This is a genomic window from Pseudomonas brassicacearum subsp. brassicacearum (assembly GCF_008801605.1).
GTDB classification, from domain to species: domain Bacteria; phylum Pseudomonadota; class Gammaproteobacteria; order Pseudomonadales; family Pseudomonadaceae; genus Aquipseudomonas; species Aquipseudomonas brassicacearum.
In genome coordinates this window covers 270134-285796 of sequence record NZ_VZPJ01000008.1, presented here as the reverse complement: position 1 = coordinate 285796, position 15663 = coordinate 270134, and the positions used below count along the sequence as shown (strand labels likewise).

Sequence of the window (15663 nt, the reverse complement as noted above, 5' to 3'; positions counted from 1 at the left end):
CCGACAGCAAGTCGGCTTCGACGGCCAACGCACTGCCTACGCCTACGGCCTCAACGGCCACCTGCTGGAAAAAACCGAGCACGGCGAGGACGGTTCACAACGGCTCACCCAGTACCAGCGCGACGCGGCCGGGCGGCTGCGGGTCAAGACCTTGCCCGACGGCCAGGCCATCGAATACCGCTACGACGAGCTGGGCCGATTGGTCCACGTCGACGACGGCAGCGATCATCCGTTGGCCTTCGAATACGACGCCCAGGACCGCTTGGTCTGCGAGCACCAGGGCTGGGGCACCCTGCGTTATCGCTACGACGCTTGCGGGCGCCTCAATCACCTGCGCCTGCCGGACGACAGCCAGCTCGACTACCACCATGCCCCGGGTGGCGCACTGACCGCCATCGACCTCAACGGCTCGCGCCTGACCGAACACCGCTTTGACGGCGGGCGCGAACGGCAACGCCAGCAAGGCCGGCTGCTCAGTGACTACGACTACGATGAACAGGGCCGTCTCAAGGCCCAGACCGTGTGGCAGAGTCGACAGCAGCAACTGTTCTGGCGCGATTATGCCTACAGCGCCAAGGGCAACCTGCAAACCCTTTCCGACAACCGAAACCGCCGCAGCTACCAGTACGACCCGCTGGATCGCCTGACCCGCATCGACTTTTCCCACAGCGAGCCGCCGGAACACTTCTGCCACGACCCGGCCGGCAACCTGCTGATGCAGGACCGCCCCGGCCCGACCACCCTCAAGGGCAACCGCCTGCTGAAGGAGGGCGACCGCCACTACGACTACGACGCCTTCGGCAACCTGATCCGCGAACGCCGCGGCCAGGCCCTGGTCAGCGCCTACCGCTACGACAGCCAGCACCGCCTGATCGGCGTCACCACGGCGGACGGGCGCGAAATGTCCTACCGCTACGACGCCTTCGGCCGACGCATCAGCAAAACGGTGGACGGCCTGACCACGGAGTTTTTCTGGCAGGGCGACCAGGTCATCGCCGAAAACAGCCCACGCCACCACCGCAGCTACGTCTACGAACCCGGCACCTTCCGCCCACTGGCGATGCTCGATGGCGAAGGCCCGGAAAAAGCCACGCCGTTCTACTACCACCTCGACCACCTGGGCACGCCCCAGGAACTGACCAGCTTTAGCGGCCAGATCGTCTGGTCGGCGCGCTACAACGGCTACGGCCAACTCACTGAACTCACGCACGGTGGCGGCGAACAGCTTGAGCAACCGCTGCGCTTCCAGGGCCAATACTTCGACCCCGAAAGCGGCCTGCACTACAACCGGCACCGCTACTACAATCCCGAGACTGGCCGTTACCTGACGCCCGACCCGAGCAAACTGGCGGGCGGGCTCAATGGGTATCGGTACACCCTGAACCCGACGGGGTGGGTGGATCCGTTGGGGTTGGTTGATTGTCCGGGGAAGGGTGGGTGTAGGCCGGCGGTTGGGGAGCAGGATCCGGCGGTTAAGGTTGGGGTGGATGAGGGGGAGCCGCGGCTGCCGATGACGGCGGAGCAGCGGGCACAGGAGCATGAACTAGCGGAGGCAAAAGCTTATAAGGAGTTAAGGGAAATGGAAGGTTCTATTGATGGCGCTCACTTTCTGGAAAAACACGGTGCGCAGACCACCTTGCAATCGCAAATGGAACGGCTGCAATCTGGTAAAAACCCTACAACGGGTGAAATTGAACGTTATACCAAAGGTAAAAAAAAGGGAGAACCTAAAATTCCTACTGCGGCAACACACTTCATAAGTCATCGAGATCAACTTTATGCGATAAATAGAGCGCGGCTCGTTTTCAAAGAGAGTGGTCTGCAACAATCTCGTGAGCCTATTGAGTTTGGAAGAAAAGTCGGAGAAGGATATAAAAAGGAAGGGTTGGAATATGGCGAGCAAACAAAGGCTGTGGTGATACTGAATGATAAAGGCCTTCCGATAACCAGCTATACGGAATTTGAGTGATGACGAAGTCGTCTGATATGGTTGTGCTAAGAAGTCTATTATTTGTATTTGATATAGAGAATACGATAGATGAGGCAAGGGAGGAGGTTATTGTCTCGAAGGATATCAACGCCGACTCCGAATTGGTGGAGTTGTTTGATTCCTTGCTTAAATCCGATTTTTTAATATTTCAATCTCATGAGCGCGAATGGTTTATTGAAAGAATTTTCTTCTATCTGGAAGAGGGGGCGAATTTTGATGAGATATTTTCGAGGATAACCACATATTTCGATGATGATGTTAAGGATCAGCGTCACTTTATGAGAGTTTTGCTGAGCTGCCTCAAACGCTATCAGTCAGAGGTGGCCGAAAACTCATAACTTAATTAGAAAGAATATTTAATCGTTACCTGCTGCGTGGGAATGCATCCCGTAACGCTATCCGTCACATTCAGAAGCAGAACGCGGAGCGTCCCTGGCGACATTCCCACGCTGGAGCGTGGGAACGATCGATCAAAAGATCGCAGGCTTCGCCAGCTCCTACAAAGCCCCCTCGCCACGGGGCCGCGCCAGATGCTTCACCCTGACAATCCCAACGCCACCACAGGCTCCCGCTCCGCCAAACCATCCACCAAATACACACTCCCCCCCAGAATCTCCTTGGCATGATGCTTGGCCTGCGAAGCCAGCTCAGCCAACTGACTGGCATCCAACTCTTCGCAGGCCTCGGCACGCAGATGCACCACCCCAATCGATAGCGACAACAACGCGAACTCCTGCCGAACGCCCTGTCGGTTCAACGCCGTAAAACATCCCGCCTCCAGGTGCTCGGGGCGGTAGAAGCGGCGGCAGTGGGTCTGGAAGTCGCTGAGTAGCTGGTCCAGGCGTCTGCGCCACTCTTCCGGGCCGAGGACCAGCAGGAAGTCGTCGCCGCCGATGTGGCCGACGAAGTCGCGGCTGGGGTCGATGCGTTCGTTCAGGCATTGGGCCAGGCACAGCAGGACTTCGTCGCCGCGACCGTAGCCGTAGATGTCGTTGAAGGGTTTGAAACTGTCGATGTCCACGTAGCAGATCACCGATTCCTGCCGTTGTTGCAGCAGGCGCGTGAGGCATTGCTGGATCGGGACGTTGCCCGGCAGCAGGGTCAGGGGGTTGGCGTAGCGGGCCTGTTGGATTTTCAGTTCGGTGATGAGCTTGAGCACATCGATCACCCGGCCCAGGCCCAGGTAGCCGCCGTTGAGGGTGATGATGAAGTCTTCTTCGATGCGTTGTCGGGCGCGGCTGGTGATCAGGCGGCTGACTTGTTGCAGTGACTGGTTCAACTCTACCGCGAGAAAGTCGTCGCTCATCAAGCGACTGATGGGTTTGCGGGCGAACAGGTCGGTGGCGAAGGGTTTGAGCAAGGCGTCCGAGAGCGAATGGCGGTGAACGATGCCGCAGGGCTGGCCTTGATCATCCAGCACTGCCAGGGAGTTGAGGTTGGCCTGGCGACGAAACGCTTCCAGCACGGTGGCTGTCGGTGTGTTGTGGGCCACTGCCGGTTGTTCGTTGAGCAGCGCACTGAGGTCGTTGACCTCATCGCTCAACGCCGCCACGCCGCTATCCTGCTTGGGCATCAGCGCCCTGGCGTCGCGTGACGGTTGTTCTTGAGGCCGAGCCAGCAGATAGCCCTGGACCAGGTCGACGCCCATTTCGATCAGCACCGCCAGTTCTTCCGGCAGTTCGATGCCCTCGGCAATCACTTGGGCGCGGGAGGCCCGGGCGATTTTCAGGATCGAGCCCACGAACTCGCGCTTGAGGGCGTCCTGGTGGATGCCGTCGATGAAATGCCGGTCGATCTTCACATAATCGGGCCGCAATTCAGACCACAACCGCAGGCTCGAATAACCGGCGCCCAAGTCGTCCAGAGCAATCGAGAAACCCATCGCACGATAATGATGCAGCGCGGTTTGCAGGAGCTGGAAGTCATCGATGGGAGTTTGTTCGGTCAGTTCGATCACGACCTGGCTGGGGGCAATGCCGAAGTCCTGCAGCAGTTGCAGTGTGCGCCCCGTCTGGTGTGCCGATTCCAGCAGCGACTCGGGCGAGACGTTGAGAAACAGCTTGCCCGGCAGCTTTTGCTCATTGAAGCGCTGGCAGGCGCTGCGGCGGCAGGCCAACTCCAGTTCGCTGAGGCGGCCGGCCTGGCGTGCCACGGAAAGCAGCGCGATGGGGGAGTGCAACGGGCTGTTGGAGGGGCCGCGGGTCAAGGCTTCATAACCCACGATGCGCCGTTCGGAAAGGCAGATGATCGGTTGGAACAGGCTGTGCAAACCGCTTTGAGCCAGGATCGAACTCAAGGCACTCAGCTGTTCTGTCGTGGTCATGGCAATCTCTGGCGATAAAAAAAGGACCGGGTGCGCGGCACCCAGTCCTGTATTTCACGACAGACTGATGTCAGTTTGATGACACTCCGACGAGCATCACCATTAAATGGCCATCATCTTAGTGCTTGGCGATCGCCGTGTTGAGTTTCAGGTAATCCAGCAGGATCCGCCCGGTCTCGCTCAGGTAGGCATCGTCTTCCGGCTTGGTTTTCTCTGGCTCGGTGATCAGGTCTTCGTCCTCTTTCTTCAGCTCTTTGAGCGGTTCTTCGCCCTTGGCCTTGCGACGCAGGTTTTCCATGGTCAGTTGCTTGGCCTCGATGTCGGAATGCTGCGCGCGACGATCGGCTTCGTTGAGGGTGACGGTTTTTTCCATCATCAACTTCTGCGCCAGGGCCAGCTTGTCGCGGATGAAGACAAACTCTGCATCCTGGGCCGTGCGGGTGTCATGCTCGGACTTGAGTTGGGCCAGGAACGGCTTGAACGGGTCCACGGCGGGTTTGATCGCAGGCCGGATGGTGTCCCACGGCATGGCTTCGGGCAGGGCGCTTTCACCGATTTCCTTGGTGTCGATGATCGACGGGTAATCGATGTCAGGCAGCACGCCCTGGTGCTGGGTGCTCTGGCCCGAAACCCGGTAGAACTTCGCCAGGGTCAGTTTCAGTTCGCCATGGTTGAGCGGCTGGATGGTCTGCACGGTGCCTTTGCCGAAGGTCTGGCCGCCGATGATCAGCGCACGGTGATAGTCCTGCATGGCGCCGGCGAAAATCTCCGAGGCCGACGCGGACAGGCGATTGACCAGCAAGGCCATTGGCCCCTTGTAGAACGCACCGGGGTTTTCGTCTTCCAGTACATCCACCCGGCCATCGGCGTTACGCACGAGCACGGTCGGGCCCTTGTCGATGAACAGGCTGGTCAGCTCGGTGGCTTCCTGCAGGGAGCCACCGCCGTTGTTGCGCAAGTCGATGACCACGCCGTCGACTTTTTCCTTCTGCAGCTCGGTCAGCAGTTTCTTGACGTCGCGGGTGGTGCTCTTGTAGTCCGGATCCCCGGCGCGGAAGGCCTTGAAGTCCAGATAGAAGGCCGGGATCTCAATGATGCCGAGCTTGTAGTCCTTGCCGTCCTGCTTGAGGTTGAGGACCGATTTCTTCGCTGCCTGTTCTTCCAGCTTCACCGCTTCACGGGTGATGGACACGATCTTGCTGGTCTGGTCGTTCGGCGCATTGCTGGCCGGGATGACTTCCAGGCGCACCACCGAGCCTTTCGGACCACGGATCAGCTTGACCACTTCGTCCAGGCGCCAGCCGACCACATCGACCATTTCCTTGTTGCCTTGGGCGACGCCGATGATCTTGTCCGCCGGGCTGACCTGTTTGGTCTTGTCCGCAGGGCCCGCCGGGACCAGGCGCACGATTTTCACCTGGTCGTTGTCGCTCTGCAGCACCGCACCGATGCCTTCCAGGGACAGGCTCATGTTGATGTCGAAGTTTTCCGCGTTATCCGGCGACAGATAATTGGTGTGCGGGTCGTAGGACATGGCGAAGGTGTTGATGTACGCCTGGAAAATGTCCTCGGCGCGGGTCTGGTCCAGGCGAACCAATTGGTTCTTGTAGCGCTTGGTCAGGGTTTCCTGGATCTGCTTGGGATCCTTGCCGGCGATCTTCATGCGCAGCACTTCGTCCTTGACGCGCTTGCGCCACAGGTCGTCGAGTTCGGCTGTGCTTTTGAGCCAAGGGGCGTCCTTGCGGTCGACCAGCAAGGTTTCCTTGGTATTGAAATCGATTTTGTCGACGCCTTTGTTCAGCTCGGCAATGGCGTAGTCCAGACGCGCCTTCACGCGGTCCAGGTAGCGCTTGTAGATGGTGAACCCGGCGTTCAGGTCGCCGCTCTTGAGGAAGTCGTCGAACTGGGTTTTCCACTTGTCGAATTCAGCGATGTCGCTGGCCAGGAAGTAACTGCGCGACGGATCGAGCAGCTTCAGGTAGCTGTCGTAGATGATGACTGAGCGCGCATCATCGAGTGGCGGCTTGCTGTAGTGATGGCGCTTGAGCAACTCGACGACGTTAAGGCTGGCAATCACCTCGTCACGATCGGGCTGAAGCTTGTCCCAGCTGTTGGCTGCGAACGTATCGTTCGACAACGGTAACAGGCCGAGGCCAATGACTAGCGCGAGGGCGGTACTGGGGAACAGATGCTTCATGCTGATTCGACGCAGGGACAATTGATAACGCATATTAGGCCGTCTTTGAAGTCGCCGGTTCCATGTGGCCCGGGCGCATAATGCAAGAAAGCCCGGCGTTGAAGCAGCGGGCCCAGTCGAGACTCACTATGGAGGCACTGTGAAAGCATTGCAAGGCGTTGAAGGCCAAGTGGTATGGGCAGATGAGCCGAGCCCGGCGTGTGATGTCGGGCAAGTTCGTATTCGTGTGGCAGCCGCGGGCCTGAATCGGGCCGATTTGCTGCAAAAAGCCGGACTTTACCCGCCGCCACCCGGCGCCAGCCAGGTGTTGGGGCTGGAATGTGCCGGAGTCATCAGCGAGGTCGGGCCGGGCTCGTCCTGGCAGGTGGGTGATCGGGTTTGCGCGTTGCTGGCCGGCGGCGGGATGGCCGAGGAGGTGGTGGTCGATGGCCGGCATGTATTGCCGGTGCCGGAGGGTTTGTCATTGGCTGAAGCGGCCGCGCTGCCGGAGGTTTACAGCACCGCGTGGCTGAATCTGTTCCAGCTGGCGGCGCTCAAGCCGGGTGAAAAAGTACTGTTGCACGCCGGGGCCAGTGGCGTCGGCTCGGCCGCGATCCAGCTGTGTAAGGCGTTCGGCAACCCATGTTGGGTCAGTGTCGGCTCGACCGAGCGGCTGGCCTATTGCGAGGCACTGGGCGCCCAGGGCGGCGTGGTACGCACCGATGGCCTGGAGAGTTTGAACGATCTCGGTCCGTTCGACGTGATCCTCGATCCGGTGGGCGGCAGCTACGCCAAACTCAACGTGAAACTTTTGTCAGTTGACGGCCGCTGGGTATTGATCGGGCTGATGGGCGGGCGCTCGACCGAGCTCGATCTGGCGCAGGTGCTGGGCAAGCGCATCCAATTGCTTGGCTCGACCTTGCGCAGCCGGGACGAGCAGTTCAAGGCCGATCTGATCAGCGAACTGGGTCAACAGGTGTGGCCGCTGTTTGCCGACAAGCGCCTGAGCCCGCAACTGGCCAAGACCTTCGCCATCAAGGACGCCGAAGCAGCATTCGCGGAACTGGCGACCAACCAGGTGTCCGGGAAGCTGGTGTTGGTGATCGATGAGAGCCTGAGCTGATTTCGGAAACCGTGCGCAGACCTGTGGGAGCGAGCTTGCTCGCTCCCACAGACGTCATTATTTCCAGAAACACTGACGTGCCGGATAGCAAGACACCCTGTCAAGTCTGACAGTAGACGCCTTTCGGACCCCATTCTAGAGTGGGGTGCGAGAGTGTCGGCTGTCTCTCCGATCAGTCTTTTCCAGACTCAGGTAGGGTGCTGCCATGTCCGCTTACGCTGCCAGATACATGCTGTTTTTCACGCTCTCACTGATGGCCTGCGGGGCTGCCCGAGGGCAAGTGCCGTCAGACACATCGGAACAAGGCGCCTGGGGCAATTGGGGCGCCGCTGCATATTGCCCCCAGGGGCAATATGTCTGGGGGTTCCGACTCAAAAGTGAACCCTATCAGGGCAACGGCGACGACAGTGCTTTGAATGCGGTCCAGCTTATCTGCAAGAGCGGAGTCAACGGGGCGGCCACTTATATCCAAAGCCTTGAAGGAAAGTGGGGAAGCTGGGGCCGGGACCATGTGTGTCGCGAGACACCAGCCATCGCATTTGCCATTCAGGTGGAACGCTTTCAGGGCCGGGACAAGGAAAAGGGCTCGAAGGACGATACCGCCGCCGGCAATATCAAGATGAATTGTGGGTCGGAAATCCTCGTAGGCGACCCGCCAGTCGCATGGGGAGATTGGACCGGGTTCTACAGTTGCCTCGATGGCACCGGTTACAAAAAGATCAGGGGGTTCCGAACCAAGGTGGAGCCTGACCAGGGCAGCGGGGATGACACGGCCATGAATGCGATGCAGGTGTATTGCGGGCTCTAGCGCCAGGGTTTGTCGCTGACAGCTACCCCCATCCCTCTCGACAGTGGTTTGAACCTCTGACCGGCGCCTACGGGCAAGCTGACCTTCGGTCGGCAGCCCGTATCCGATGCGCGCGCGCTGCTAGCGTTAACTAATGGGGGATGGGGTAACCGCAGCTTTCATTTCACCCGCCAGGTGAAGAGGTTGATCATGGCCATCGCCGAATGGCGCATGCAGGGCGTCGAGTTCGTTGCCTGCAACTGCAATTGGGGCTGCCCCTGCCAATTCGATGCGCCACCGACCCATGGTCACTGCCAGGCGGTGGCGTCGATGCGAGTGGAGCACGGGTATTTCAATCAGGTGGCGCTGGACGGCTTGTGCTGGGCCGCCACCTTCGCTTGGCCGGGTGCCATCCATGAGGGCAACGGCAGTTGCCAGGTGTTCATTGATGAGCGCGCCGACGAGGCGCAGCGCCAGTCCTTGTTGACCATCCTCTCTGGCTTGGAGAGCGACCCTGGGGCCAATGTGTTCCAGGTGTTCAGTAGCACCATGAGTGAAGCGTTCGAACCGCTGTTCGTGCCCATCACCCTCTCCATCGATGTCGATCAGCGCTTGGCGCACCTGGACATTCCAGGCGTGCTGCAGGCCAGCGGCGAGCCGATCCGCAGCCCGATCGACGGCTCCCCTCATCGAGTCCGCCTGTCCCTGCCCAACGGCTTCGAGTTCCTCGAGGCCGAAGTGGCCAGCGGTAGCTACCAGACGCATTCTGCCCTGAAACTACAATCCCAGGGCAGTCATAGCCACCTCGCCCACGTGCACTTCACCGGCCATGGCATAGAGCCGTAATGGCCGAACCTCAGGCGGCGACGCCGAGCAAGCGACTGACGGGCGAGCAGTGGCTGCTCCTGCTCTGCCTGCTCGCGCTGACCGCCCTGGCCTGGCTGCTGCTGTTGCGCATGGCCCACGACATGAGTGCGCCGGGCGGCATGGCTGATACGGCAATGGGCGGCATGCTCATGCCCTGGAGCCTGGCCGATGCGCTGCTGATGTTCGCCATGTGGGTGGTGATGATGGTCGGCATGATGCTGCCCAGCACTTTGCCCATGCTGTTGATCTACCAGCAGATGCTGCGCAAGCGCATGCCGGCACCGCAGCGACACTTGGCCCTGCTGCTGTTCTGCAGTGCCTATGTCCTGGTCTGGGCCGGTTTCGCCCTGGGCGCCACGGCGCTGCAATGGGCGCTCGAGCAACTCGCCCTGCTCAGTCCGGGGATGCGCAGCACCAGTACCGCGCTGGGCGCCGGCCTGCTGCTGGTTGCAGGTATCTATCAGTGGCTGCCAAGCAAGGCGGTCTGCCTTGAGCATTGTCGCGGGCCGCTGCATTTTCTGCTCAGCTACTGGCGCCCCAACGTGCTCGGCGGCTGGCGCATGGGCCTGGCCCATGGCGCTTATTGTCTGGGCTGCTGCTGGGCCCTGATGGGCCTGCTGTTTGTGGTCGGCGTGATGAACCTGCTCTGGGTGGCAGTGATCGGTGCCTTCATCTTGCTGGAGAAAAACCTGCCGCAGGGACTCTGGCTCAGTCGTCTCTGCGGTGTGTTGTTGCTCGGCTGGAGCCTGTGGCTGCTGCTGGGCTGAACCTGAACCTGTGGGAGCTGAGCTTGCTCGCGATGGCGGTGTATCAGATAAATCAATGCCGGCTGATCCACCACTATCGCGAGCAAGCTCGCTCCCACACGAGGCTGCTTATTTCCAGGTATGGATTGGCCACCCGGTCAGTTCAGCGTGGGCCTTCAATACCGGGTCCGGGTTCACCACGTGGGGGAAATCCACCCGCTGCAACAACGGCAGGTCATTGCGCGAGTCGGAATAGAAACTCGCGCCTTCCAGGTTCTCCTCCTCGGCATCCAGCCAGTCCAGCAGCCGCGCGATCTTGCCTTCGCGGTAGGTCAGGGTGCCCACGGTCTGGCCGCTGTACACCCCATGGGTCACTTCAAGTTCGATCGCCAGGATCTCGTCGATGCCCAGGCGTTCGGCAATCGGCTTGACCAGGTGCGTGCCCGAGGCCGAGATCACCAGGATCCGGTCACCGGCCTTGCGGTGTTCGGCGATGGTCTTGGTGGCGTCGCTGAAGATGATCGGTTCGATGAAGTCTTCCACCCACGGTGCCACCAGGTGTTCGATTTCTTCCGGTGTGCGGCCGATCATCGGTTCCAGGCTGAAGTCCATGTACTCTTCCATGCTCAGCTTGCCGTGGCTGTAGGCGTCCATCAGCGCGTTGTTGCGCTGCATGAACGACTCGGGATCGACCCAGCCCAGGCGTCCCATCTGTTCGCTCCAGAGGGTGGCGCAGTCGCCGTGGATCAGGGTTTCGTCCAGATCAAAAATTGCCAGGGCCATCAGCGCGTTTTCCTCTTCAAGATCAGCTTCAAAATCGATAAAGCCATCAGGCTACCTCACACAGCGCCGACGGATCGATGGAAAGTGACAAGCGTGCGCCATCGGGGTGCAGGTCGGCGGCCGAGCGATTGAGTACATCCACCACCAGTTCCACGCCACGGGCCTCGACCCGGTAGCGAATCACGTTGCCCAACAGGCTGTGGCTGCGGATCAGCGCATCGGCCTCGCCGTCGCGGCTCAGCTCGATGGCTTCCGGACGGATGGCGATACGGCCGCTCATCGGCCGTTGCAGCAGTTTGGTCGCGCTGTCGGCGTCCAGCAGGTTGTAGTTGCCGATGAAGCCGGCGGCAAAGACGTCGACTGGCGCTGTGTAAAGGGTTTCTGCATCGCCGCTTTGTACGATCTTTCCCTGGTTCATCAGGAAAATCCGGTCAGACATGGTCAGGGCTTCTTCCTGGTCGTGTGTGACGAAGATCGTGGTCAGGCCCAACTCACGCTGGATCTGTCGGATCTGTTCGCGCAAGTGCTTGCGAATCCGTGCATCCAGGGCCGACAGTGGCTCGTCCAGCAGCAACAGGCGCGGCCGGGTCACCAGGGAGCGGGCGAGGGCGACGCGCTGGCATTGGCCGCCGGACAGTTGATGGGGATAGCGGCCGGCAAAATCATGCAGCTCCACCAGGCGCAGGATCTCCAGCACACGCTTGTGGCTGTCCGATGCCTCGACTTTTTGCATGCGCAGGCCGAAGGCGACGTTCTGTTCCACGGTCATGTTGGGGAACAAGGCGTAGCTCTGGAAGACCATGCCGATGCCGCGTTTCTGCGGGCTCAACGGGACGATGTCTTGCCCGTCGAGGATGATCTGGCCGGCATCCACCGCGGTCAGGCCGGCAATGCAGCGCAACAGCGTGGACTTGCCACAACCGGAAGGGCCGAGGAGGGTGACGAATTCGCCCTTGCGGATCTCGCAATTGATGTCGCTGAACACCGGCGTGCCGGCGTAGCTTTTTTGCAGGTGTTGGACGCTGACGTAGCTCATTGGCTTTTGTCCTTGTTCAAGATGTTGGCCGCCCAGGTCAGGACCAGTACGAAGAAGAAGTAGGAAATCACCAGCGCACTGGTGAAGTGACCGCTGCTGTTGCGCATGTTGTTCAGGTACACCTGCAGGGTTTCATAGCGAGTGCCGACGAGGATGTTGGCAAACACGAATTCGCCGAACAGGAACGAGAAGGACAGCAGCAACGCCACCATCAAGCCCTTGCGCAGGTTTGGCAGCGCCACCAGGAACGCGGCCTGGAAAGTGCTGGCGCCGAGCAGTTGGGCGGCGTCCATCAGGTCGCGCAGGTTGATGGCTTGCAGGTTGTTGGTGATCGCCCGGTACATGAACGGCAAGGCGACAGTGAAGTAACAGCCGATCAGGATCCACGGCGTGCCGACCATCGCCAGCGGCCCGGAGCCGTAGAGTTGCAACAGCCCCACCGACGACACCACCGGCGGCACCGCGAAGGGCAGCAGGATGAGGATGTTCATCAGCGCGTCGAGTCTGGGGAAGTGGTAATGCACCACGAACAGCAACGGCAGGATCAACACCACCGAGAGCACCAGCGCACCGACGCAGACCAGCAGCGATTGGCCGAAGGCGTGGAGAAAACGCGGGTCGCTCCACAACTGCACATACCATTTGAACGTGAAGCCGCTGGGCAGCACGGTGGCCGACCAACTGCTGGCGATGGAGTAGACGAGCGTGCCGGCCAGGGGCAGCAGCAGGATGGCGAACAGCAGGTACACCACCGCCCGATGATAGAGCCCGACGGAGCCCGGTTCAGCGCGAGACATGGTAGCTCCTCTTGAGCAGCAACTGATGGACGATGGTGACCACGGTCATCAGCGCCACCAGCACCACGGCCAGGGCACTGGCCAGGTTCGGGTCGAGGGAAATGTCGCCGGAGACCATGGCGGCGATGCGGATCGGCAACACGTTGAAGTTACCGGTGGTCAACGCGTAGACCGTGGCGTAGGCGCCGAGGGCGTTGGCCAGCAGGATCACGAAGGTGCCCAGCAGCGCCGGGGTCAGCACCGGCAAGCCGATGTGGCGCCAGAACTGCCAGCCATTGGCGCCCAGCAGCTCGGCGGATTCGCGCCAGTCTTCGTGCAGGGCATCGAAGGCAGGATAGAGCAGCAGCACGCCCAGGGGGATCTGGAAGTAGGTGTAGAGGATGATCAGCCCGGTTTTCGAGTACAGGTTGAAATCCTCGATGATCCCCGCCTGTTTGAGCATGATCGTGATGCTGCCGTTGAACCCGAGCAAAATGATGAAGGCGAAGGCCAGGGGCACGCCGGCGAAGTTGCTGGTCATGTTGGCGAAGGCGTTGACGAAGTTGCGCAGCCGCGAATCCACCCGGCGCAGGGAGTAGCTGCCCAGCACGGCGATGACGATGCCGAACACACTGGACCAGAAGCTGATCTCCAGGCTGTGCTGGATCGCTTGCAGGTAGAACTTGGAACTGAAGATCTTGCTGAAGTTGGCCAGGCCCCAGCCGAACTCTTCCGATTCCAGGCTGTTGAGCAGCACCCAAAGCAGCGGGGCGATCTGGAACACGATGAAGAAAATCGCGAAGGGCACCAGGCACAACGCTGCCAGCCATTTGCCGCGCGTCATGGCGTTCACTTGAGTAACTCCTGGCAATAGGGTTTGTCGTGATCGACGCCGAGCAGTTGGCAAATGGTGCCGCACAGTTCGGTCTGCCTGGGTGCCGCAGCGGGATCGAGACTGAAGCTGTCACCCAGGACGAACAGCGGCACTTCCCGTTCCTCGGCCAGCAGACCGTTATGGGAGCGATCGTTGTTCATGCCGTGGTCGGACGTCACCAGCACCTGGTAACCGGCGTCGAGCCAGCCTTGCAGGTAGACCGCTAGGTTGATGTCGGCCGAGCGGGCGCTGTTGCGGTATTGCGGGGTGTCGAGGCCGTGCTTGTGGCCGGCGTCGTCGATGTTCATCGGGTGCACCAGCAGGAAGTTCGGCAGGTAGCGCTGACGCAGGTGTTCGGCGTCGGCGAACAGATGGGAATCGGGGTAGTGGTCATTCCAATAGAAATGCCCGTACTGGATCGGCAGGTCGGGGTTGTCGGTGTGACGATCGCGACCGGCCACGAAGGGCGAAACGTTGTAGAGCTCGCTGACCCAGTGATACGCCGCGGCCGCCGTACTCAAGCCGGCCTGGGTGGCGTAGTGGAAAATGCTGCGCTGGTTCGACAGGCGCGTGACGTTGTTGTGCACGATCCCGCTGTCAATGGGCACGACGCCGGTGAGGATGCATTCGTAGAGCGGGCGGGACAGGGCGGGCAACTCACATTCCAGTTTGTAGAGGGCCGCGCGTCCTGCGCCGACGTAAGCCTGCAAATGCCCCATGGCATGCCGGGCGACCTCATGGTTGAGACCGTCGAGCACCACCAGGATGACGTTGTGCTTCATGGGTACCGGGACTCCGGGCAGATACCAGAAAACTCGAATCCTCCAAGCTCCACTGTAAGAGCAGGCCTGTGGGAGCAAAGCTTGCTCGCGATGCTGGCGACACGGTGCAATTTCAAGACCGTGTCATCGTTTATCGCGAGCAAGCTTTGCTCCCACAGGGACCGCTTCTACAGTTGGGTGCCCAGTGGATATCCGAGCGGGAGCTAGCGCCTCACTTCATCTCGACGATGACTTGTTCATTCCACGCCTGCGGCAGTGCCTTGGAAGTCTTCTCCCAAGCATCCGCGTCCTTGATCGGGGTCACGCCTTTGTACTGCTCGTTCGGCAGCAGCTTGGCCTTGACCTCTGCCGGCAGGGTCAGGTGCTCGGCGCGGATCGGACGGGCGTTGCCCTTGGCCAGGTTGATCTGGCCGGCGTCGCTGAAGATGTACTCACGAGCCAGCTTGGCGGCGTTCGGGTGCTTGGCGTATTTGTTGATGATGGTGGTGTAGCCGGAGATGACCGAGCCGTCGGACGGAATCAGCACGATGTAGTCATCCGGGTTGGCCATCTTGGCCTTGTAGCTCAGGCCGTTGAAATCCCAGACCACGCCGACTTCGACTTCACCCTTTTCCATCGTGGCGATAGTTGGGTTGGCCATGGACAGGCGCCCTTGCTTGGCGATTTCGGCGAACATCAACAGCGCCGGCTGGACGTTCTTCTCGTTACCGCCGTTGGCCAGGGCCGCGGCCAGCACGCCGTTGGCGGCCTGGGCGGCGGTGCTCACGTCACCGATGGAGACTTTGTATTTGCCGGTCTTCAGGTCCGCCCATTTGGTTGGTACTTCGGAACCGTGCAGCAGCTTCTTGTTGACGATGAACGCGATGGTGCCGGTGTAGGCCAATGCCCAGTTGCCGTCCTTGTCCTTGGCCCAGGCAGGGACTTGTTCCCAGGTGCTTGGCTTGTAGGGTTGAACCACGCCCTGCTTGACCGCGATCGGGCCGAAAGCTGCACCGACGTCGCCGATGTCGGCGCTGGCGTTGTCTTTCTCGGCGGCGAACTTGGCGATTTCCTGGGCCGAGCTCATGTCGGTGTCGATGTGTTTCAGGCCGTAGACCTTGGCCAGGTCGTCCCAGGTGCCTTTCCAGTTTGCCCAGTCATCGGGCATCCCGACGCTGTTCACGGCGCCTTCCGCTTTCGCAGCGGCTTCCAACGTTTTCAGATCGGTGTCAGCGGCCATGGCGGCGGTGCACATGGCAATGGTCGAGCCTAACAGTGATGCCAGGAAAAGCTGTTTCATCCGAAGCTCCTATGGGCGTTTTCAACGCTGCGATTGCGGTTGTGTTGGTCTAGGTCAGCAATACCTGAGCCAATGTAGGCGAGCCCTGTGACATTTTGATGTCGGTGGTGGAGGGTCCAGG

The 15663-nt window shown here is 60.5% G+C and carries 14 protein-coding genes; 6 read left to right on the top strand and 8 right to left on the bottom strand.

Translation table 11 applies throughout. The annotated features are described in order from the left end of the window. Positions 1-1969, top strand: a 1969-nt coding sequence (locus F7R20_RS19895; protein ID WP_151180611.1) for an RHS repeat-associated core domain-containing protein, incomplete at its 5' end; no start/stop codon positions are given. Then, a complete protein-coding gene (locus F7R20_RS19890; RefSeq protein ID WP_027911533.1) occupies positions 1969-2328 on the top strand; it encodes a hypothetical protein in 360 nt (119 codons plus the stop codon). The genes F7R20_RS19895 and F7R20_RS19890, both read left to right, overlap by 1 nt. A gap of 197 nt (positions 2329-2525) precedes the next feature. Here the strand turns inward: F7R20_RS19890 and F7R20_RS19885 are convergent, their stop codons facing one another. Next, on the bottom strand, positions 2526-4313 hold the full coding sequence (locus F7R20_RS19885) for a bifunctional diguanylate cyclase/phosphodiesterase (RefSeq protein ID WP_013694048.1): 1788 nt from the start codon (positions 4311-4313) through the stop codon (positions 2526-2528). Between the two features lie 118 nt (positions 4314-4431). After that, positions 4432-6510 carry a carboxy terminal-processing peptidase gene (locus F7R20_RS19880; protein WP_013694047.1) on the bottom strand — a complete coding sequence of 693 codons (2079 nt, stop codon included), beginning with the start codon at positions 6508-6510 and terminating at the stop codon, positions 4432-4434. Between the two features lie 139 nt (positions 6511-6649). On the opposite strand from F7R20_RS19880, the gene F7R20_RS19875 reads away from it, so the two are divergent. From F7R20_RS19875 to F7R20_RS19860, 4 genes are all read left to right on the top strand, one after another. Next, entirely contained in the window at positions 6650-7612 is a 963-nt protein-coding gene (locus F7R20_RS19875) for a zinc-binding dehydrogenase (RefSeq protein ID WP_003204563.1), read from the top strand. 205 nt (positions 7613-7817) lie between these two features. Beyond that, positions 7818-8420, top strand: coding sequence for a hypothetical protein (locus tag F7R20_RS19870; RefSeq protein WP_013694046.1), 603 nt, complete (start codon positions 7818-7820; stop codon positions 8418-8420). 189 nt (positions 8421-8609) lie between these two features. Beyond that, positions 8610-9245, top strand: coding sequence for a DUF1326 domain-containing protein (locus F7R20_RS19865; RefSeq protein ID WP_003204561.1), 636 nt, complete (start codon positions 8610-8612; stop codon positions 9243-9245). Then, positions 9245-10033 (top strand): DUF2182 domain-containing protein, encoded by a 789-nt coding sequence (locus tag F7R20_RS19860; protein ID WP_003204559.1) that lies wholly within the window; start codon positions 9245-9247, stop codon positions 10031-10033. Before F7R20_RS19865 ends, F7R20_RS19860 begins: the two co-directional genes overlap by 1 nt. 108 nt (positions 10034-10141) lie before the next feature. On the opposite strand, the gene F7R20_RS19855 is transcribed toward F7R20_RS19860, so the two are convergent. The 6 genes from F7R20_RS19855 to F7R20_RS19830 all read right to left on the bottom strand — a co-directional run bounded on the left by F7R20_RS19855 (position 10142) and on the right by F7R20_RS19830 (position 15542). Beyond that, the gene (locus F7R20_RS19855; protein WP_003204558.1) at positions 10142-10795 is read right to left on the bottom strand and encodes an HAD family hydrolase; all 654 of its coding nucleotides are present in this window, start codon (positions 10793-10795) and stop codon (positions 10142-10144) included. Between the two features lie 46 nt (positions 10796-10841). Next, positions 10842-11831 (bottom strand): ABC transporter ATP-binding protein, encoded by a 990-nt coding sequence (locus F7R20_RS19850; RefSeq protein WP_003204557.1) that lies wholly within the window; start codon positions 11829-11831, stop codon positions 10842-10844. After that, positions 11828-12628, bottom strand: coding sequence for an ABC transporter permease (locus tag F7R20_RS19845; RefSeq protein ID WP_003204555.1), 801 nt, complete (start codon positions 12626-12628; stop codon positions 11828-11830). Before F7R20_RS19845 ends, F7R20_RS19850 begins: the two co-directional genes overlap by 4 nt. Next, complete coding sequence (locus F7R20_RS19840) at positions 12615-13451, bottom strand: ABC transporter permease (protein WP_162276486.1); 837 nt, start codon at positions 13449-13451, stop codon at positions 12615-12617. Before F7R20_RS19840 ends, F7R20_RS19845 begins: the two co-directional genes overlap by 14 nt. A 5-nt stretch (positions 13452-13456) precedes the next feature. Beyond that, positions 13457-14263, bottom strand: coding sequence for an alkaline phosphatase family protein (locus F7R20_RS19835; RefSeq protein WP_003204551.1), 807 nt, complete (start codon positions 14261-14263; stop codon positions 13457-13459). 211 nt (positions 14264-14474) lie between these two features. Further along, positions 14475-15542, bottom strand: coding sequence for an ABC transporter substrate-binding protein (locus tag F7R20_RS19830; RefSeq protein WP_003204550.1), 1068 nt, complete (start codon positions 15540-15542; stop codon positions 14475-14477). Positions 15543-15663 lie beyond the last annotated feature (121 nt).

Coding starts and splice junctions, on each gene's coding strand:
- F7R20_RS19890 (WP_027911533.1), top strand. CDS start 1,969: ATGACGAAGTCGTCTGATATGGTTGTGCTAAGAAGTCTATTATTTGTA.
- F7R20_RS19885 (WP_013694048.1), bottom strand. CDS start 4,313: ATGACCACGACAGAACAGCTGAGTGCCTTGAGTTCGATCCTGGCTCAA.
- F7R20_RS19880 (WP_013694047.1), bottom strand. CDS start 6,510: ATGAAGCATCTGTTCCCCAGTACCGCCCTCGCGCTAGTCATTGGCCTC.
- F7R20_RS19870 (WP_013694046.1), top strand. CDS start 7,818: ATGTCCGCTTACGCTGCCAGATACATGCTGTTTTTCACGCTCTCACTG.
- F7R20_RS19865 (WP_003204561.1), top strand. CDS start 8,610: ATGGCCATCGCCGAATGGCGCATGCAGGGCGTCGAGTTCGTTGCCTGC.
- F7R20_RS19860 (WP_003204559.1), top strand. CDS start 9,245: ATGGCCGAACCTCAGGCGGCGACGCCGAGCAAGCGACTGACGGGCGAG.
- F7R20_RS19855 (WP_003204558.1), bottom strand. CDS start 10,795: ATGGCCCTGGCAATTTTTGATCTGGACGAAACCCTGATCCACGGCGAC.
- F7R20_RS19850 (WP_003204557.1), bottom strand. CDS start 11,831: ATGAGCTACGTCAGCGTCCAACACCTGCAAAAAAGCTACGCCGGCACG.
- F7R20_RS19845 (WP_003204555.1), bottom strand. CDS start 12,628: ATGTCTCGCGCTGAACCGGGCTCCGTCGGGCTCTATCATCGGGCGGTG.
- F7R20_RS19840 (WP_162276486.1), bottom strand. CDS start 13,451: ATGACGCGCGGCAAATGGCTGGCAGCGTTGTGCCTGGTGCCCTTCGCG.
- F7R20_RS19835 (WP_003204551.1), bottom strand. CDS start 14,263: ATGAAGCACAACGTCATCCTGGTGGTGCTCGACGGTCTCAACCATGAG.
- F7R20_RS19830 (WP_003204550.1), bottom strand. CDS start 15,542: ATGAAACAGCTTTTCCTGGCATCACTGTTAGGCTCGACCATTGCCATG.